This window comes from Devosia sp. Micro-HW1 (genome assembly GCF_056341075.1).
On record NZ_CP094375.1, the window covers coordinates 726,590 to 746,753 of the forward strand.

Annotated in this window: 11 protein-coding genes; 3 read left to right on the forward strand and 8 right to left on the reverse strand. The window is 59.9% G+C overall.

All coding sequences use genetic code 11. The annotated features are described in order from the left end of the window. Positions 1-5: 5 nt before the first annotated feature. On the reverse strand, positions 6-1,751 hold the full coding sequence (locus tag MQW79_RS03330) for a type I secretion system permease/ATPase (protein ID WP_476586827.1): 1,746 nt from the start codon (positions 1,749-1,751) through the stop codon (positions 6-8). A 60-nt stretch (positions 1,752-1,811) separates the two neighbouring features. Continuing rightward, positions 1,812-11,732: a peroxidase family protein gene (locus MQW79_RS03335; RefSeq protein WP_476586828.1), complete on the reverse strand. Its 9,921-nt coding sequence runs from the start codon at positions 11,730-11,732 to the stop codon at positions 1,812-1,814. Positions 11,733-11,920: 188 nt separating this feature from the next. On the opposite strand from MQW79_RS03335, the gene MQW79_RS03340 reads away from it, so the two are divergent. Then, on the forward strand, positions 11,921-13,324 hold the full coding sequence (locus tag MQW79_RS03340) for a sensor histidine kinase (protein ID WP_476586829.1): 1,404 nt from the start codon (positions 11,921-11,923) through the stop codon (positions 13,322-13,324). Here MQW79_RS03340 and MQW79_RS03345 read toward each other — a convergent pair. From MQW79_RS03345 to MQW79_RS03360, 4 genes are all read right to left on the reverse strand, one after another. Further along, positions 13,321-13,941 carry a response regulator gene (locus MQW79_RS03345; RefSeq protein ID WP_476586831.1) on the reverse strand — a complete coding sequence of 207 codons (621 nt, stop codon included), beginning with the start codon at positions 13,939-13,941 and terminating at the stop codon, positions 13,321-13,323. The genes MQW79_RS03340 and MQW79_RS03345 overlap by 4 nt on opposite strands. A gap of 416 nt (positions 13,942-14,357) precedes the next feature. After that, positions 14,358-14,873: a transglutaminase-like cysteine peptidase gene (locus MQW79_RS03350; RefSeq protein WP_476588177.1), complete on the reverse strand. Its 516-nt coding sequence runs from the start codon at positions 14,871-14,873 to the stop codon at positions 14,358-14,360. Between the two features lie 157 nt (positions 14,874-15,030). Then, the gene (locus MQW79_RS03355; RefSeq protein WP_476586833.1) at positions 15,031-15,786 is read right to left on the reverse strand and encodes a hypothetical protein; all 756 of its coding nucleotides are present in this window, start codon (positions 15,784-15,786) and stop codon (positions 15,031-15,033) included. 690 nt (positions 15,787-16,476) lie between these two features. Beyond that, entirely contained in the window at positions 16,477-16,869 is a 393-nt protein-coding gene (locus MQW79_RS03360; RefSeq protein WP_476586834.1) for a GFA family protein, read from the reverse strand. An 81-nt stretch (positions 16,870-16,950) separates the two neighbouring features. On the opposite strand from MQW79_RS03360, the gene MQW79_RS03365 reads away from it, so the two are divergent. Next, positions 16,951-17,361 (forward strand): VOC family protein, encoded by a 411-nt coding sequence (locus MQW79_RS03365; protein WP_476586835.1) that lies wholly within the window; start codon positions 16,951-16,953, stop codon positions 17,359-17,361. Positions 17,362-17,377: 16 nt separating this feature from the next. Here the strand turns inward: MQW79_RS03365 and MQW79_RS03370 are convergent, their stop codons facing one another. Together MQW79_RS03370 and MQW79_RS03375 are read right to left on the reverse strand one after the other, a co-directional pair. Next, entirely contained in the window at positions 17,378-18,085 is a 708-nt protein-coding gene (locus MQW79_RS03370) for a J domain-containing protein (protein ID WP_476586836.1), read from the reverse strand. Continuing rightward, complete coding sequence (locus MQW79_RS03375) at positions 18,082-18,648, reverse strand: vWA domain-containing protein (RefSeq protein ID WP_476586837.1); 567 nt, start codon at positions 18,646-18,648, stop codon at positions 18,082-18,084. The genes MQW79_RS03370 and MQW79_RS03375 overlap by 4 nt, the downstream gene beginning before the upstream one ends. Before the next feature lie 289 nt (positions 18,649-18,937). Between MQW79_RS03375 and MQW79_RS03380 the strand changes: the two genes are divergently transcribed. After that, positions 18,938-20,161 (forward strand): MFS transporter, encoded by a 1,224-nt coding sequence (locus MQW79_RS03380; protein WP_476586838.1) that lies wholly within the window; start codon positions 18,938-18,940, stop codon positions 20,159-20,161. Positions 20,162-20,164 lie beyond the last annotated feature (3 nt).

Sequence of the window (20,164 nt, forward strand, 5' to 3'; positions counted from 1 at the left end):
TCTCATCACTCCGCTGCGCGCACCGGCTGCCGGTCGGGCTTGTCCTTCTCGACGCTGGTCTGCATGCCCAGCACCTGCGCCTTGGGCCCGAAGGCGGTCAGCTTGCCCGACTGGATCACGGCCACCAGATCCACCTGCTCGAGCACGCTCGGGCGATGGGCCACCACAATGACGATGCCACCCCGTTCCTTGATCCCGGCAATGGCGCGGTTGAGCGCCTGTTCGCCCTCGGTATCAAGAAAGGCGTTGGGCTCGTCCAACACCACCACGAAGGGGTTGTCATAGAGCGCCCGGGCCAGCCCGATCCGCTGCCGCTGCCCGGCCGACAGAGCCGTGCCCTGCGGCCCCAGCTGGGTGTCGTAGCCATCCGGCAGGCGAACGATCATCTCGTGAATGCCGGCTGCCACCGCCGCAGCGACGACGCCCTTGCCATCGCGTTTTGGAGAAAAGCGGGAGATATTCTCCACGATGGTGCCGTCCATCAGGGCCACTTCCTGCGGCAGGTAGCCGACATAGCGCCCCAGGACGTCTTCTTTCCATTGCGGCAGGTCGGCATTGTCCAGCCGCACCGAGCCCCGCAGGATCGGCCAGATTCCGGTCATCGCCCGCACCAGGGTGGTCTTGCCCCCGCCGCTGGGACCGACAATCGCAAGGCCCTGCCCCGCCTTGATCTCGAACCCGACTTCGGTCAGCAGGATCTGCCCCGATGAGGGCGCCGCCACTGTGATCTTTTCCACCCGCATCGACTGGCTGGGCGGCGGCAGGTCGATCGGCTCGGGCAGGTCGGCCAGCGCTACCATCGTTTCGCGCAGGCGCTTGTACGCCTGGCGCGCCATCACCATGCCCTTCCAGTTCCCGATGGCCATGTCGATTGGCGCGAGGGCCCGCGCCGACGCCACCGACACCGCAATGATCGCCCCGGCCGACATCTGGCCCTGGATGGTGAAATAGGCGCCAAGGCCCAGAAGCCCCGATTGCAGCAGCATGCGCAGGACGCGGGAAATGGCGCTGAATGTGCCGGTGACGTCGGTCACCTGCGTCTGCAGCACCAGATGCTCAGTATTGGCCCGCGTGTAGCGCTCCACTGCCCGTCCGGAAATCCCCATTGCCTTGATGATATCGGAATTGCGCGCGTTGGAATCGGCGATGGCATTGCGCGCAATATTGGCTTGGTGCGCGGCACCGGCCAGCTTGCGCGACTTGAGTTCAGTCCACACCGTCAGGAGCGTCAGCACCACCGCCCCGCCCAGCGTCACCGCCCCCAGGACCGGGTGCAGGAAATAGACGAAGAGGATGTAAAGCGGCACCCAGGGCAGGTCAAAGAGAGCCATCGGCCCCTGCCCACCCATGAAGCCGCGCAGCGTATCCACGTCCCGGCCGCGCTCCAGCGCTTCCGAGGTCGAAAAGCCGAAGCGAGGCATGTCCACCGCCACCCGGTGGGCAATGGGCGACAGGATGCGGTCAATTCGCGCCCCGATACGCACCAGAAGCTGCGAGCGGATGATGTCGAAGGCGCCCTGGAACAGGTAGAGCCCCACGGCCAGGACCGACAGCGCGATCAACGTGGGGACCGAGCCGCTGGTCAGCGCCCGGTCGTAGATCTGCAGCATGTAGAACGAGCCGGTCAGGGCCAGCACATTGATGATGCCGGAAATCCAGAACAGGAAGATACCGATGCCCTTGAACTCACTCTTGAGCATGGCATCGGCGCGCCGTTCGGCAAGTGCCTTGCTGGAATTTGGTTTGGCCATTTTGGAAACCCTCGAAATGCGTCAGGCCCGGCCGGTTCGTCGCCGGCCAGGCCTGTTCCGTCAGAGGTTGAAGTCGGTGGCGGTCAGGTTGTGGTTACCGGTGATGGAGATGCGGAAATCCGCATCGGCTCCATCCACGTTACCGGTCACAACCGTGTACTCACCGTCCTCGCGCACTTCATGGGTCACCGCGATCTGACCGGCCGTGGGCGCCCCGTTCACCAGGGTGAACGCCTGGTTGCCCGCAAGCATGCCGCTCAGTTCGACCTTGTCGCCAGCCTCGAAGTTCAGGATCGTGTCACCGTCCGCGGCGGCGGCGCTGCCGAACACGAACACGTCCTGCCCAGCCCCGCCATCCACTACGTTGACAGCGTTGCTGGCCACGATCCGGTCGTTTCCCGAACCGGTGGTCACATTCTCGACGCCATAGAGAACATCGGTGCCGGACTGCGCTCCCGAGACCGAGCCGCGACCATCCACGCCTGTCCCCAGGTTGACGTGCGTCGCCGCAGTCAATGTACCCAGGTCCAGGGTGTCGATGCCCGATCCGGCATCGATGAGGTCATTGCCGTCATTGATCCGGCCAATGAACTTGTCATTGCCATCGCCGCCGAACAGCTCGTCGTCTCCGGCACCGCCGTCGATCAGGTCATTGCCGGCATCGCCCGAGATCCAGTCATTCCCGGCTTCGCCATAGAGCATGTCGTCGTCGTCGCCGCCCAGCACGTCGTCATCGCCGTCGCCGGCCCAGATCACGTCGCGACCCGCACCGCCATCGGCAAAGTCATTGCCGCCCTCGAGCCGGGCAATATCCGCCCCGGCTCCCGCAATGACGTAGTCGACGCCGCCTTGCCCGAAGATCAGATCCGCACCAGACGTCCCCAGCAGAACCCCGCCAGCAGGCGTCCCGACTATCGGCGCACCTACACCCGCGCCGCCGTCATCTTCAGCATCATCATCTTCAGCATCATCATCGTCTTCGTCGTCTTCGTCGTCATCATCGTCTTCATCTTCGTCGTCGTCTTCGTCGTCGTCATCCTCGCCGACGGTGTCATCATCATCATCTTCGTCGTCATCTTCGTCTTCGTCTTCGTCTTCGTCATCATCCTGGCCGTGGCCTTCCTCGTCATCGAAGTCATTGAGGATATTCTCGTCGTCATCTGCCGGAGCATTGGATCCATCCAGGTCGAAGACATTTTCCGGCAGGCCAGTCAGACCGGTGTTGCGAGCGATGATCTCCGCGAAGGAGACGTCGTTCTCGTCGGTAAACAGGGAGTCATCGAAGATTTCGAGATAGTAGAGCCGGTCGCCGTGCTGCAGGCGGTTCAGCTGTTCGAGGAAAATGTATCCGAAGGTAGAACCCAACTGTCCGGCCACCGGCTTTTCGAGCAGTCCGCCGACCCAGAGGTCCATAGTCTCGAACCCGTCTGGGTAGGCTTCCTGCAGCTTGGCCAGCATGACAGCAGAGATACCATTGCGCTGGACAAAGTCTGCCCAACCCGAATAGGGGCGCAATGCAGTCAGGTTGGTTTGCTCATAGAGCTGGGTGCGCACCGTGTTGAACGGCGCAATACCCATATCGCGGCCACGGAAGATGTTGAGTGCAGCCAGGTCGAGCGGTCGTCCTACGAGCTGATTGCGCAGGGCATTGACGACGTTCTCGTCAATTGCCTGGTGCTGGACTTGCACCGAACCGGCCAGCAAGTTGCCCACACCCAGATTGACCACCTGTGCCGGGTTGAGGAATGCCTGCACCAGGGAGATTTCCTGGCGTACGCCATTGTCGTCTACATAGCTGACAGTCTCGTTGAGCATCGAGTGACCAAAGCGGTAGGCTGCCTGGGCAAATTCGACCGAAATCGAAGCGTCGATCCCGGGGTCATAGCCTTCGAAACCATGATCGTCGTCATCGTCAAAGCCGCCCGCCATGGCAGTGGCGAATTCGGTGAAGACGACCCGCTGGTACTCAGCAATGTTGCGGATACGCGCAGCTTCGAAATACTCCTGCTCGGTCCACTCGTTGTTGGTACGCTCCTTCAGCTCATCGACCCAGTAGTTATGGTTTCGATGCCAGATCGTATGGATCGAAGTCAGCATCACGTTTTCATTTGCGCGGCCGTCCCCGGTCACGAAGAAGTGGCCGATCTGATCGAGATCCAGATCCTGGCTTTCCGTCCCATCAGGCAGGAGAACGAATCTGGGAATGAAATCGATCAACAGTGCTTGTCCGGTACCATCGAAATCGCTGATATCCTCGGATGTCAGTTCGCCACCATTGGTCATGATCCGGTAGTTGGCGCGAATGTCGGTCAGTGTCGGCAGGAGGGTATAGCCGCTCTCGTCGATGTCGCCCGCCAGCAGATAGGCTGTCTGAACCGCGTCACCATTGCTATCGAGCTCCCAGCGCCGCAGGACGTCGGTCACAGCGTCGTGCGAACCATAGGCCTGGTTCTGGTCGACGAAAGGCGAGACATTGTTGATGTACTCGGCAGGAATTTCATCGCCGCTATTGGGGATGCCGTCTGGATCGACGCCGGTGCCCGGCACGATGTTTGATCGGGGGGCGGCAATCGGGAAGGTCGGCGAACCGATCTGCACCGAGCCCGGCGCACCCTTGGCCACGAAGTCGAGGCCATGGTCGAAATACTGGCCGAAGAATGTCAGGAGGCTCGTACCACCAAAGTCGTTGACCAGGCTTTCCTCGACGCCGTCACCGTCTTCGTCCTGGTTGGCCAGGATGTCGGAAATCTGACGCGGCGTAAGCGCCGTCTGGCGTATGCCAGACATGCCGTCGGTATAGTAGGCGTCGGTCAGGCGGATAAACTGCTGGCCGGCCGTACCATAATTGGGATTGGCGACGTTGTTGCCATAGCCGGAGGCATCGCGGATGAAATCGGGGTCCTGCGCCATTTCGAGCAGGTCTTCAATGTCTTCATCACCGAGCAGAGACTCGCTGCCGCCATGCCCATTCTGGAACTGCGGGGGCAGAGCACCGGTAAAGGTGATCGAATGGGTGCCATTCGAATAGGTCTGCGTCCCGTCGCCATTGTTGGTGAGCTGGTAACCCGAGACATCCTCGTTCGGTGCCAACTCGATCACATCCTGCGGGCGAACATTGCCGATAATGGTGTCATTGCCACCATTGGAGCGGAAGAAGATGCGGTGGGCCGAAGTCAGTGCGGAAAAGTCGACCGTGTCATCGCCCGATCCGCCATTAATGGTGATCGTGTTGATGTCGAGGCTGGTCGATGAAAAGTCGCCGATCACGAGGACAGTGTCGTTGCCATTGTCGGTGTTGATGACGATTTCCTCGATATTGTCGAGTTCAGCGATAATGAAATCGCTGGTCGTACCGCCCCGGGTAATGACGATTTCGGCATCTGGATTGAGCACGACCAGCCCCGCAGCATCCGCGGCGATCCGCGAGTAAACGCGGTAGGTCTCGGCCACACCATTGGCGGCGTTACCGTTGATGACGAAGGTGTCGTCTGTGCCGGCCCCGCCATCCACAATATCCCTGCCGTCGCTATTGGTATTGCTGGCAGCGGTGGCGTTGTTGGCATTCCAAATGATGGTGTCGTTGCCGTCTCCGGCCAGAATGACGTCATTGCCCGTTCCGGCATCGAAGGTCGAGCTCGCCGCATCACCGTAGAGGATTTCACTGGCCCCAGTGCCGTTAACGGGCGCAGCGATCGGCGCGCCAATGGCTATATTGTCCACGATGACAAAGTCATTCTGATCGTTCATCGCGCTGGCGACAAACCGGAGCGTAGCGTTGGCCGTGAATGGCCCTACCAGGTTGTGGGTGTAGGTTGCCGTCGCCGTGGTGCCGCTCATGACTTGCAGTTCCACGAAGTTGGCTTCTGCCCCGTCGCGGGAGAAAAGAACCCTTACGTTCTCCCCGGCGTCCAGGCCAGCAGACGACGCGGTATAGGATATGCGGGCGCCGGTCAGGCCGTTCAGACCTGCAATTGCCCGCTGGATCTGGGCGCCATTGCTGTTCGCCGCCGAATTGCCAACATCGAACTCGAGTTGGCCGTTCTGGATGCGTATCTGGCCAAACGCAGAAATATTGCTACCGTCGTCGCCGATTTCCACCCAGTTGTCGGCCCATTCCGTTGCGCCTGTGCCATCACTTTCGGTGTAGCTCGTCGTGCCGAAGGATTCCGCGAACAGATTGACCGTATCGATGTTGACGGTGGCATTGTCGTTGGTTGACCCACCATTGGCGGTGTAGACGAAGCTGCCGTCCTGCACCCCGGTATCCGTAACTGTGATCGCATTGGCACCGAGCACCGCTGTAACGCCGTTAGGCGAAGAGACCGCCGTGATGTCTATCGGGCTGTCAGGATCGGTATCGTTAAGCAGCAGAGCCCACTTTGGCAGTACCAGGCTCGTGCCGGGCAGGACGTTCGTGATGACGCTGTCGTTGTTAGCGTTCACCGCATCGTCGATCGGCACAACCGTAATCGTCGTCGTCGCCACATTGCTGTTGAGGAAGCCGTCATTGACGGTAATCTGGATGATGCGCGGCGTCGGATCCGGGTTCTGCGACGTGTTGCGGAATTCCACCGCCTGCAGAGCTGCCTGCCAATCGGACTCGTCCGGCTCACCACCATTGCCGGCGGTCAGGGTGACAATAATTTGGCCGCCCAGGTTCTGAACGCTGCTGATGATATTGCCCGGCAGGTCCCCGGGGATATCGAAGGCGTCACCCGGCCTGGAATTGGTCAGGACAATGCGAGCCGAAACAATCTCGTCGTTCTCGATGATCAGGGCATTGCCGGTGACATCCACGTCGGCGCCGGTATTGGTACCGTTTCCTTCCGTGAAGGTCGCCTGGTAGTTCACATTCTGCGATGTCACCCCGACAATGCTGAGATTGTCCACCCAGGCCACGTCGGCGTCATTGTTCATGGCCGAAACCGTGAAGCGCATGAAAGCGCCCGCCGTGAACGGCCCGGTCAGCTGGAAATCCCGCACGTTGCCATTGCCCGATGTATCGGTGATGGTGAGAATTTCCTCCAATGCGGTGCCGTCGCGGGAAAACTCGATCAACACCGTCTCCCCGGCGTCGATATTCTCGCCGAAGTCAAACGAGACCCGGGCCGACAGCGCATTGGCGAGACCCGCCACACCGCGCTGGATGACAGCGCCATTGCTGGCGGTATCGGCACCGTCGAATTCCAGTCGGCCATTGCTGATCCGTATCTGGCCTCCGCCATCCGAGGTCGAGCTGCCGTCGTCCCCCGTCTCGGCCCAGTTGTCGGTCCAGGCACCGTCATTGTCGGTGTAGCCAGTGGCCGCATTGCCGCCAAAGGCCTCGGCAAGCGTATTGGCCGTATGCTGCAGGTAGAGCTGCGGCGCGGTGAACTCGACCGTCTGGTCGAGGAATTGCAGGCGCTCGATATTGCGCAACGTATCCACGCCATCGGAGATCAACGGGCGACCGGTGACCGGGTCGTCGATGTTGCTGACATTGATATGGGACACCGTGACAGTGCCATTTCCGTTGGCGACGATGGTGTAGTTAAACGTGCCATCATCGTTCTGCAGGTTGTCATTGAACACTGCCGTATCGATGTCGTCCTCTTCGCCGGCATCAGCGATGATCTCGCGCACGATATGCATCTGGCTGGGCACGATGATCCTAGCGACGAGCAGCTCGAACAACGACTTGCCGATCCATGCGGGCTGGACGCCGGCACCTTCGGCACCCGTGAAAACATGCTTGAGGGTGTAGATCGTGGCGATCTCGTTGGCAGCTGTGTTCGCCAAGTCCGGTGCCGTCAGGCGGATCCGCACATTGAGAGCGGCATTGCCGTCGATGAAGTCATTGCCGCCATTGCCCTGCAGCGTATCATCGCCGCCGGCGCCGAGCAGGATATTGCCGCCGGTGAAGGCCACAATGCTTTCGCTGTTGCCCTCGGGCACGCCAGCAACGAGGCTTCCCAGCAATTCGCGGAGACCCTCGATGCGGTCGAGGCCGGCCTGGCTCAGCTCATCCTTGAAGAATAGCGTTTCGGTGTTGTTCACGGTGGGGACTGCAGGGGCGTCACCGGCTTCTCGGTCGTCACCCCGCAGAATGTCATCGCCGGCACTGCCCGACAGCGCCTCGACCTTGTCGAAGCGGTTGCGCAGGATATCGGCTTCCTCCGTGGTGAAGATACGGATGCGCATGTCGGCGTCGGCAGCGATGGCCGAGCCCTGATAGCTCACCCAGTCAAAGCCAAACATGCCCTCGTTGCGCATGACGCTCTCGCCCTGCACCATGATGTCATCGCCGGACTCGGCGTCGAAATCATGCTCCTCGGAGCCGGCGAACATCACGTCATGGCCGAGAATATCGGAATTGAAAAACAACTGCGAATTGTCGCCAGCTGTCGTATCAAAGCCGCCACCGCCCTCGATCCAGTCATCACCCTCGTTGCCCATCAGCAGGTCGACGCCGTCGCCACCCATGATGAAATCGTCGCCTTCGCCACCGAAGACTTCAGTGTCGTCCTTGCCGGTGAAGATGACGTCCTTGCCTTCGCCGCCCATCAACACATCCAGGCCGTTGGAGCTGGAGATCACGTCATTGCCGGCATCGCCCTTGATGAAGTCGCCTTCATCGCCTTCGTCCATGATGATGTCGTCGCCGTAGCCACCCATGATCAGGTCTACGCCCTGACCGCCCTCGATATAGTCATCGCCAGCGTCACCCCAGATGCCATCGTCGCCCAGATCGCCGATCAGGACGTCATTGCCCGATGTGCCGCCGAGCACGACATGCTCGCCACCAATGTAGCGCAGGTAGGTATCGTAGTAGGTCTGGAAGGCGGGCGGCAGGGTGCGGTTGACCTGGGAGTAGCCCAGGGCGGCCAGGACGGGGTCGATGTCGTTGGGGTCCTTGCCCGGATCGGCGCCGTTATAGTCCTGCTGATAGGTCGGATCGGCTTCCAGCACGAGGTCATACTTGCCGAACGAGTCGACGCCAATGTGATGGCGGATCTCGTCGTCCTCGGTCCCGCGAATGCCGTCATCACCGGGTCCGGCCAAGTCGGTATTGGCCATGATCAATTTGGAAAAGGCATTGGCTTCCAGGGAGTCGAGGAAGTTGAGTCCCTGGGTTCGGGTCAGGTAGTAGAAGCGATCCGCATCCTGCAGCGCTTCCATCTGTGCTTCGAACACGGCCGTAAAGGTCGAGCCGAGCATGCCGCCAAACAGCAGGATTTTCTCTGCAAGACCACCAATCCACAGATCAACGTTGTTGAGGCCACCCAGGGCCGCCGCATAGGCGCCGGTGCCGTTGATGAAGTCATCGCGATTGGCCAGCGTGGTCGCATTGCCCTCGGCATCGACCCCAAACACCAGTTCCATGGCCACGGCACGCTTGTCATTCAGCGTCGTGGCGGCGAGGAGAGCCGTGTGCGTGCCATAGGCGGCAATGAAGTTCACCACCGAGAGCGGGTTTTTCAGCCCTATCGAGAATTCCGCCCAGTTTGCATAGGGCTTGAGGAAGCTGTGCCCAGTGGATGCAAAGAGCTGCTCACGAGCCTGGTTTAGGGTCGGCATGCCGGTGTCCCGGCCGCGGGCAATGTTGATTGCAGCCAGGTCAAGCGGCAGTCCCAGCAGGTTGTTGCGCAAGGCATCGACGACGAACTCGTCTATCGCATTCCCGCGCACATTGGTGAGGCCGCGAACGATGGCGCCGGCCGCCTGCTCGTCCGTGATCGCGCCGTTGAGATCATAGTCGACGGGATCAAGGAAGGCCGCGATCAGGCCCTCGTCCACCGTATTGAGGAAGGACGTATCGGCCGAGCCAGTGGGATCGTAGAAGGCACGGGGCAGGCTGTCGGTCAGCATGGAGTGGCCGAAACGGTACACGACATTAGCGAATTCGGCGAAAATGGCCGGATTGATATCGGTCACCGAGTTGAACACGAAGGGGTCGATGGCCGGATTGATCTTGCGGCCGAATTCCTCGAAGACGAGGTGCTGATACTGCATTTCGGTAGCGAAGCGCGCTGCCTGGAAGATGCGTTCACCGTCCCAGTTCAGGGTTAGGTCTTCGATGAAGGCGTGCTTGTTCACAGCCGCATTGAGGTTCGTATGCAGGGTGTCGAGCTGACCCTGGGTCAGATCCGTAATCAGCCATTCGTTGACGAAGGCCAGGTTACCCTCTTCCAGAATTTTCAGCTTCTGGATCACGGTCTGCCGGTTGTGCTCCGAGTGGAAGACATGGTGCACCGCGGTCAGGCCAAAGTTCTCATTGCCGCGCCCGTCGCCCGTGATGAAGTGGCGGTCGAGCAATTCATCGTCATACTGGGTACGCACACCAAGGGTATTGGGCACGATGGTGTTACCGGTCGTCGTATCCGTATCCGCCGTGGTCCAGATGCTGTTGAGCGTGTTCGGATCGCGGTCCGGATCGACGAATTGCGGCGCGGCATTATGCGCGATATCGTCGAGGAAGGCATGGGAAGTGCGCACCGCGCCAATGTCCCATGGACGCACAGGCACACCGATATTAGCGCTGACCACGACGTCATCGCTGGTATTGGGCGTTCCATCCCCGCCAAGACCGGTGACAATCAGCGGCAGACCGTTGGCGCCACGGATGAATTCGCCATAGGCGTCGGTGCGCAGCAGCGGGACGTTGAGCACGTCGCGGTCATCGAGTTCGATGCCGAGCAGGGTGCGCGCTTGATCCTTCACATCGGCCCAGGTGGCCAGGCCGCCTTCTTCACCTTCCAGCAACCGGCCGGTCGCCTTCGGCACGGCGAAGCCGTAGGCAGCATCGAAGACCAGGGCATACTCGCGCAGGAACACCTGGTGCGAAGCGTGCGACGCATAGGTCTGGTTTTGGTCGACAAACGGCGTCGTCGTGTTGACGTGTTGGTTCACGCCATCAACATTGGTCGGCGTCGCACGAGTCAACACCATAAAGCGCAACTGGGCCGGCAAGTCATCGAGCGATTCATCGACGTCAACCGTGGTTGGATCGTCACCAAGCACGCCATCAGCGCCAGTCACCAGCGGATCGTCATTATTGAGCGGCACATAGATTGTACCGTTATTGCCCTTGGTGATCAGGTCCAGACCATGATCAAAGAACTGGCCGAAGAAGGTCATCCAAGCGTTGAACGGCGCAGAAATGCCTTCGTCCGGGGCCACGTTCGGAATAATGAGGCCGCCATCCTCGTTCAGAATGCCCAGCTCCCCGGCCCGCGCCATGAAGGCACCCTCTGGATCGGTCGAGCTTGATTGGGCGGCAGCGAGCGCTTCCTCGGCCACGGTCAGGGCTGCAGAGGCATCCTGGATGGCGTCAAATGTCGCGGGATTGCTGCTGTCATAGCTGCCGACTGCAGTATTGAGGGCTGCTTCGGCCTCCGCTACGGCCTGCTGCAGCAGAGTGAGATCCGCTCCGCCGGACGCGCGCAGTGCCATCAACTCGGCCAGATCGGCATAGGGGTCTTCTGACTCGGCAAAGACCAGCGCCGCATAGATTGCAGCTGGATTGTTGACGCTCATGTCAACGACAAGATTGGAGATCACTCGCGGATCGCGATCCAGCACATTGCCGGCAGTGCCGTAATTGGTGTTGGTAATGCCGGGCATGAACGGGGCTTCCGGCCCGCCATTGATGTAGTTGGCTTCGAAGAAGCGCGGCATGGTCTGATCGGCAGCGCCCCAGAGTTCGCGGCCCTCCATCAGGTTGTTATAGCTGCCATCCACCGTGCGGATACCAAAGGGCGTCTTTGCATCCGGAATAGCGAGGGGATAGACAATTGGAGCGCCTGTACCGTCAACAAGCGGGAAGCCAGGGCCCCCGATAAACACGCCACTGTCATCATAGAGCGCGCCATCCGAAAGCACTTCGCCGGTCACCGGGTGAAGCCGGATTTCCGTCAACGCGGCGCCATTGGCGTGAGCCTCACCGATTTTGATCTGCTTGAGAACGAACTGCAGGTCGTTGAGATTGAGTTCGATAGCCATTTGTCTCTCCCTGTCCCCTCAAGGACCAATCCAGAGCCCTCCCCAATCGGCACCAGGCACGACTGTGGAATTTCAAGACTGAGTGTTGCTCGCAGGGGATCGGCACGATACTGAGCAATGTCGGGTTTTGTTGCCCGCCAACTGTCCAGTCCGGAGACCAGACCTTGGTCCAGTGGTTGACTAGACCTTTGTCCGCCAACGACGCTTCCCAGCGCTCGATCTCGGCCCAGTTCCTGCTGGCTTCGGCGATCGTTCTATGTGTCTCGATGGCTGTTCTGGGAACCTGGGTCAGCCTCAAGATCAAGGAATCGGTACTCACCGCGTCCGGAGTTCAGGCCAGCAATTTCATGGAGTCGTTTCTTGAGCCGCACGTGCAGGGGCTGGTTCCCGGCGGCGTTCTCGATGAAGCCTCCAGCCTCGCACTCGACGCCATCCTGATACATTCGCCGCTGTCCAAAACCGTGGTTTCGGTCAAGATTTGGCGGTCCGACGGCATGGTGCTCTACGCTACAAACAAGGACCTCGTTGGCCAGTTCTTCGACGCAACCCACGTGAAGGCCGCCGCAAAGGGCGCCGTGGTCAGCGAGTTCGAAAGTGCCCTGCGCGCCGAAAACGCCTTCGAGCAGTCACTCGACATCAACCTTATCGAAGTCTACGCGCCACTCTATCGAACCGGCACGTCTGAGGTAGTTGCCGTCGCGGAAACCTATGAAAGTGCCGATGCTCTGGCGCGAGAGCTCGCCAGCGGACAACTCGCCACCTGGGCCGTGGTGGCTGTGACCACATCCTTGATGATCGGCCTGCTCTATCTCATCGTTCGACGGGCCGGGAACACCATTGCCAACCAGCGACGGCTGTTGCGGGAGCGCTATAACCAGGCAGTCCGAACGGCCAAGGAAACCGCCGAACTTCGGCTCATCGCTGATCAGAGCCGCTTGAGGGCGAGTGAGGCCAATGAACAATATCTGGGTCGACTGGGCGCCGATATTCACGACGGCCCCCTGCAATTGCTCACACTGTCGATCCTGAGGCTGACCGCGGCGGCTAGGGCGATCAGGTCCAGCAAGGAACCATCCGAGGAGGCTCTTTCCCAGGTCGAGGGCACTATTCACATCACCCAGGAAGCGATGACGGAGCTGCGCAACGTATCGACCGGACTGATCCTGCCTGAAATCAGCGGCCTCACCCTGGCAGAAACGGTGCGATTGGCAGTCTTTCGCCATGAGGACCTGACGGGAGAATCCGTCGACTACAACTCCGAACCCCTGCCCGCTCAGGTCAACGAGGCGCTCAAGATCTGCGTTTACCGCGTCATCCAGGAAGGGCTCACCAACACGACAAAACACGCCCCTGGGGCACAGAAGATGTTGTCAGTCGTCGTTCATGACGATGCGTTGGTGATCGAGGTAGCCGATGACGGCCCGGGCCTGTCACCGCCGCAGCATCCCGGCAGCAGCGGTGAACACCTGGGTCTGAAGGGGATGCACAACCGCGTAAGCGCGCTTCATGGCACAATTGCCATACAGTCATCGCCGTCAGGAGGGACCCGGCTCGTGGTGCATCTGCCTATAATTGACGCACCGTCAAATTAGTCCAGGCCACCGCTCTGTTGCGCAGCAACCACGACTCCAAGTCTGTTGCGGCAATTCAACTTCGTCATCAGGCCGCTCATATAGTATTTGACCGTCTTCTCACTGATGAAAAGCGCCTCGGCGATTTCGCGATTAGTGCGAGCATGCATCAGATGACCGATAATCTGCTTTTCGCGCACGCTCAGCCGGATAGCGTTGTTCAACCGCGACCGCGCTTCCCGATTGCGCAGACCACCAAGCACCTGTCCAGCATACTGCTTGGTTATATACATCTCGCCGCGCATCACCGCGTCGACGGCCTCGATCACTTCCTCTATCCGCCCGCCTTTAAGGACAAATCCCGTCGCCCCGGCATCGAGGGCTTTCAGTACGGAATCCACGCTTGAGAAAGCGGTGAAGACAACCACTCTGGTATCAGGGAATTTGCTGGATATCTCTGATATGGCGCCGAAGACATTCCCAGGCATGGAAAGATCGGTGACCAGCACATCCGGCTTGTGCGTCGCTGCTATATCGATCGCGGCCTCTGCGGAGTCGCCCTGAGCCACGATGTCGAGCCAGTCTTCGCATGCAAAGATGGCAGCCATCCCTTTCAACAGGACGGGATGATCGTCCACGAAAGCTATTCTGACTACGTCCCTCATCATTCAACACCCGAACAAAAAACTCTAGGACAGTTCGATAATGGGACAATATCCTCTATTGCCCCGCCTGTCAGCGGGTAATTAATATTTAGTTAAGCGTCACAGATATTGACCAATTTTTGAGGCGCAATTACTCAAAACTCAGCAGTCAAATCTTGTATCCAAGATTGTGAAGACTTTGTCGGCGCTGAAAAATTGGTAAAAATCCCAATCCTAGCGAAGGCGGTACCCGACTGAAAATAAACGCGCAAAAAAGCCAAGCGCGACGACCAGCCGCGCTATTCTGCCAGGTGACAAATATGCCACACCAAATTCATGCATTGTCAGTAGAAGCACCACATCGTCGCGCGACGCGTCTGGCATGAGCGTTTCGAATTGGCAGCCGGCCCCTAGACGATCCGCTTCCAGGTGCGTCCGTCTGCCATGGTCATGGCGACCCAACGCAACCCAGTCTGATCTGATGGCTTGATCGTGGACGTCAAGTTATCGAGCACAAGGTCACCCTGATCTGTGCGCACGACCAGTACAGCATGGCCGATACCTGAGCGGGTTGTTGCGGCGGCGATGCGCAACGCGCTGGCGGGCACGCCGGCGTTCACCAGTGCAGCTCGCTTCGCCAGCACATAGTCCTCGCAATCCCCCTCGGCCACTCCGAGCGCCCAGGTATCCACACGGTCCCTAGCCGGCCGAATGCTGGAATTCACTCGCCCATTCACGCTGTTCAGTGTCGAGAGCAACTCACGCGTGAGAGCGACTTCTTCGGCTCCCCCGCCGCGACAAAAGGCCCTGTTGGCCAAGCAGAACATGCTAAAACCATATGGAGCGGAAAACGCCCCAGACGTCGTAAGTCTGGGAACACCCGCGCCAACTGCCGAAGTCACTGCGACAGGGTGAACCAGGGCCATGACAATGGCCGCCACGAAAATGGAATGACGCAATGCCCGCCCCCAACTTGATACAGGGGCAGGCTAAGGTGATTCGGTTCTATAGCTCGTAAAATTTCCGCGAGGGGGGCGGCAAAGGCCACCCCGCCCGGGTCAGGCGAAACGCAGGATTCTGTCCTCAGTCGTCGTGATGATAATCATCATCATTGTCTTCATCGTCGTAGTCTTCTTCGCCATCTTCCTCGTCATCGTAGTCATCGTCATCATCGTCGTCGTGATGATCATTGTCCTCGTCGTCGTAATCTTCCTCGCCATCTTCCTCGTCGTCGTAGTCGTCATCATCATCGTCATCGTCATCGTCATCGTGATGATGATGATCATCGTCGTCGTCGTCATCATCGTCGTCGTCACCGACCGGAGGTGGGGGTGCACTGGGAGGGTCGGTGGGGTCGGTGGGGTCGACTACCGGCGGCGTATCGGTGATGCCGACCACCGGAACTTCATCGAAGTCATCGTCATCATCATCGTCGTCATCGTCATCGTCGCCCGGAATAGCCGCTGTCTCGAAGCCGCGATTGCAAAGGTTGGTCGCGAGGTCCATCAGGGTCTGGCGATCGCCCGGATCTGCAACAGATTCGCCCGCGAACCGAATGCCTTCGGCAATATCGAGGCAAACCAGGACCGGCGTTTGTGGTTGGCGCGCGACCTCGGCGAGGCTCATACTGACCAGGATCAAATCAGCGTCGCGCTGTGGACCGGCCGGAAAAGTCGTAACCGCCACCTGGAATGCCGGCACGCAGCTCTGACCCGATCCTGTGGGGCACAGATCCAACACAGTCTGGACGAGCCCACCCTGCTGCGCGAAAGCGCCGGTCGGCATACCCGCCACAGAAAGCGTTGAACCAACGAGCAAAGCAAAAGCCAGTTTTCTCATGACATCCTCCTATTGCGACTTCAAATCCAAAAGTCGCAAAAAATGGAAATGAATACCCAGATTTTCCAGAAAACCTGCGTATGAATGTCAAAAGATAATCGAAAATCCCGCCACACCTGTAGATGCAACGGTCTAATTATTTTTTCCCCTATAAGGGGGAACGAGACAGGACTTTGGTCTTGGGCAAAAGTCTACTTACACTTGGACTTTGGTCCAAATGATTGACTATGATTTTATATGTCTCAACTGCCAGACGCTGCAATAATTTAGAGATCACAGCGGTTTCGGTCCCACCTGCCCCAAGCGGGTCCCAATCGGTCCCAAAACCGCTTTCCTTGAAGCCAACGCCAGGGCACGCCTCGCCTGATTCTGGCAGAGACAGGAAGAAATGGCGCCGAGCGCGGTGCTCGCCGCCGTTTGTTGGCCGACTTCATCGAAAAGCGATCCAAAGTTGCTGCGGGCGCGCAGTTCCAGGACCAAGCTCGGAGGAGTTTCCTAGCGATCTCTGGTTGCACGCATGCTGAACGCCTGGGCGAAGGACACCTACTCCCTACGCGAACACGCTACCAATGCATCATAGATGAGGAGGGGGGTCTTGCCGGTTGCCAGACCCATGGTCACACCGCCGCGCCCCAGCAGAGGCATGCCGTCGAGGCCGCGAAACACCATGTGTGTAGGAGCCGCCCGCCCCTAGGCCTGCGTGCGCCCCGACCCTGTTCGGTCCTTCGCAAAATGCGCGAGGCCCACGAATTCGGGTAGAAAAGCCTCGCGACGGATCGTCCAGCTTTCATAGGTCGGTACAAACTGGTCCGGCGCATCAAGGGCGCCCAGATGCAGCTCGATCTCGTCATCGCTCCGGGCAAATAGAGACGATCCGCAAGTGGGACAGAAACACCGGCCTTGGTAGTCGCTGACATCGCCCTCAATGCGCACGGCGTCGCGCGGAAAGATTGCAGCCGCATAAAAAAGCGCGCCATGATGCTTGCGGCAATCGAGGCAATGGCAGATGCCGACGCGATAGGGCTCGCCTTCGGCAACCATGCGCACTTTGCCGCAGAGACAACCGCCGCTGAACCTTTCCATCACACCCTCCTGCATTCGCGCCTACCAACCGTCAAGATGGAGCGCTAGACTGGCCCAGGACGCAACCTTAGGGAGAATGAAATGACCGCTCGTCTCAACCCCTATATCGGATTTCGTACCCAGGCGCGTGACGCGCTGACCTTTTATCACGGCGTCTTCGGTGGCGATCTGCAGATCATGACCTTTGGCGAAAATGGCGCCGCGCAGGACCCGGCCGACGCCAATCTTGTCATGCATGGTCAGATCAACATTCCCAACGGCATGACCATAATGGCCTCGGACACGCCCAAGACCATGGACCTGGCTGATACCAGCAACATCACGGTTTCGTTGAGCGGCGACGAGGAAGCGCTGCTTACCGGTTACTGGAATGGCCTCGCTCAGGACGCCACGATCATCGAACCGCTGGTCAAGGCACCATGGGGTGACACCTTCGGCATGCTGGTAGACAAGTTCGGTACGCGCTGGATGATCAATATCGGCGCCCACTGAGCACATCCTGCGCGCGTCACCGCCCGAGCAGCAAGTCGCGGGCTTCATTGATCTTGGCGGCCAGGAATTCTGAGCCACCGCGATCGGGGTGTACGCCCTTCATTAGCTCTCGATGCGCCGCCTTGATCTCGTCATCACTCGCGCCGGGCTTCAGGCCGAGCACCGCGTAGGCCTCCGCAACAGGGTCGCTGGCCATGCCGGCTGACTGGCCCGGCCCGCCGCCTGCTTCGGTCTCCGCAAAATACTCCCGCCAACCGGCGCGGTTGGTATCGAGCCAGCTTTCCAGCAAGTTGATGCTCTCGGCGTCATGCCCGATTTCATCTATCAGCACACGCGTTTCGCCCTCGCCCAGATCCATCAGATCCCAGCCGGCAAATTGTCCATCCAGCACCCGGCCGGTCAATTCACCCGTATCGTGGTCCAGCTCCATCGCCAGAAACCGGCTCCGCACCTTGGAGACATTGGAACTACCGCCGCCACCCAGGCTATCGAAGGAAAATCGTCCGAGCCGTCCGCGCAGCAACACCGAAACCGCCACTGCCCCCAAAATCATCGCAATATCGATCCGCCGGAACAGGAGCGCTCCAGCGGCGAGCACAGCTGCCCCCGTACCGACGATCCAGCGCAACCCCTGCATGACGAGACGCCTGTCCATGTTGCGAAGGGCAAAAACCAGCCAAAGCACGCCCACCAGCCCCAGCGCGCCCAGAAAAACCCAACTCATCGTCCCTCGATCTGTGTTAGCAGCGCCCGCGCAGCACCGCTTGACTGCAGTTTGAGCTGCGCCCGCCCGCCACTGGCATAGGCCGCCACGGCTTTCAGCAAGTCCGCCAGCTGCTGCGGTGCGCTGCTGTCAAAACGGGCATAGGCGCCTTTGGAAAGGCGCGCGAACTCCTTGAATGCCGCTTCTACCCGTGCATCGCGCCCTTCCTGGAATACGAACAGCGGCAGGCCCATCAGACCCAGCTCCCCTGCCTTGGCACAAAGCGCATCGACACTCTCTTCGATCGCATCGCCCACATAGACCACGGCATGGATTCGACGTTTCCGGTGCTCGTCCCGCGCATGGGCAAGCACCCGACCAATCTGCGTATCGCCCCCCTGACAGGAAATCGTGCTCATCAGCTTGGCCAGGGCCTTCGCATCAATCACCCATTTCGAAGCCCGGCACTCGCCCAGCCCCCGGAAATAGATCAACTGCACCTGCAGTGCCGCATCCTTCGGGATCGCGTCGAACATCCCCGCCTGCAGGGACATCGCCATGTCCCAGGTGGGTTGCCGGCTCATTGTCGCGTCCATGGCAAATAGGAGTCGACCGTCTTCTCCGGCATTTGGCCGTGCCAATTGCCCCACCTTCCTGACGAAGGCAGCAACCTCACTCCGGACTTCTCCCGCTGGGGCGACGGCGTCTCCCCGCCGCGTCGGATTTTTCTCACTCATTGAATGAATATGTGGCCCATAACCAGCCGCGGCAAGGCGACGTCTCATCCCGGCAGTAAAATTCGCTTGCACCTGTCGAACCGTCGGCGCTCCATCCGTCGCTGTGGAGAATTCCTTGCAAGGAGGGAGCTTCCAAATGGAACGACACTATGGCTGGGTGATTGTCGCGGCGGGGGCCGTGATCACCTGTCTGGCAATGGGCGCCATGTTCGCCCTGCCCGTCTACCTTCAACCCATTGCCGACGAGACCGGCTGGACCCGCGCCGGCATTTCCGGGGCGATGACAGTCGCCTTCATTGTCATGGGCGTCGCCGGCTTTCTCTGGGGCACGCTGACTGACCGAATAGGCGCCCGTCCCGTGATCCTGGTGGCAGCCGTGATGTTGGGCCTCGGGCTCTTCATCGCCAGCCGCGCCAATGACCTCCTGATATTCCAGATCGCCTATGGCGGCCTCGTTGGCGCCTCGGGCGGCGCATTCTTTGCTCCCCTTATCGCTACCACCCTGGGGTGGTTCGACAAGCATCGGAGCCTCGCTGTCTCGCTGGTCTCGCTTGGCGGCGGCGTGGCGCCCATGACCATCACGCCGCTCGCCACCGTGCTTATTGCCAACTATGGGTGGCGCAGCGCGATGATGATGACCGCAATTGCAGCGGCGGCACTCATCATTCCGGCAGCGTTCCTGATCCGTCGCGCTCCACAAGCCCTTGCCGAAAGCCCGAGTCCGTCAAGTGACGTGGTTCCGGCCGAAAAGCCACCCACCAGTATCGGCAAGATATTCCGCACACCGCAGTTTATCGTGCTGGCGGCGGTGTTCTTCCTCTGCTGCGGCGCCCATTCTGGCCCGATCTTCCACACTGTGAGCTATGCCATGCTCTGCGGCGCCTCGGCGATTGCTGCGGCCAGCATCTACAGTGTGGAGGGCTTCGCGGGGCTCTTCGGCCGCGTGATTTTTGGCGTCATGGCCGACCGCATTGGCGTCAAGCGCGTCATTGTGCTGGGTCTGGTGCTGCAGGCCATAGGCATCTACAGCTACATATACGTCACCGAATTGACCCACTTTTACCTGCTGGCTGTGGTGCTGGGACTGGTATATGGCGGCGTCATGCCGCTTTATTCGGTGCTGGCCCGGGATTATTTCGGGCCCAACGTCCTCGGCACAGTCCTTGGCGGGATCACTATGACCTCATCAATCGGAATGGCCTTCGGCCCCCTGGGTGGCGGCTACCTATACGATACGTTTGGGGACTACCACTGGCTCTACGTGGCGTCGGCCGCGGTTGGCCTCGCCGCCGCTATGCTCGCCCTAGCCTTCCCGCCCAAGAGGCCGGAGATTACGCCGACAGGCGCACTGCCGGCGTAATCC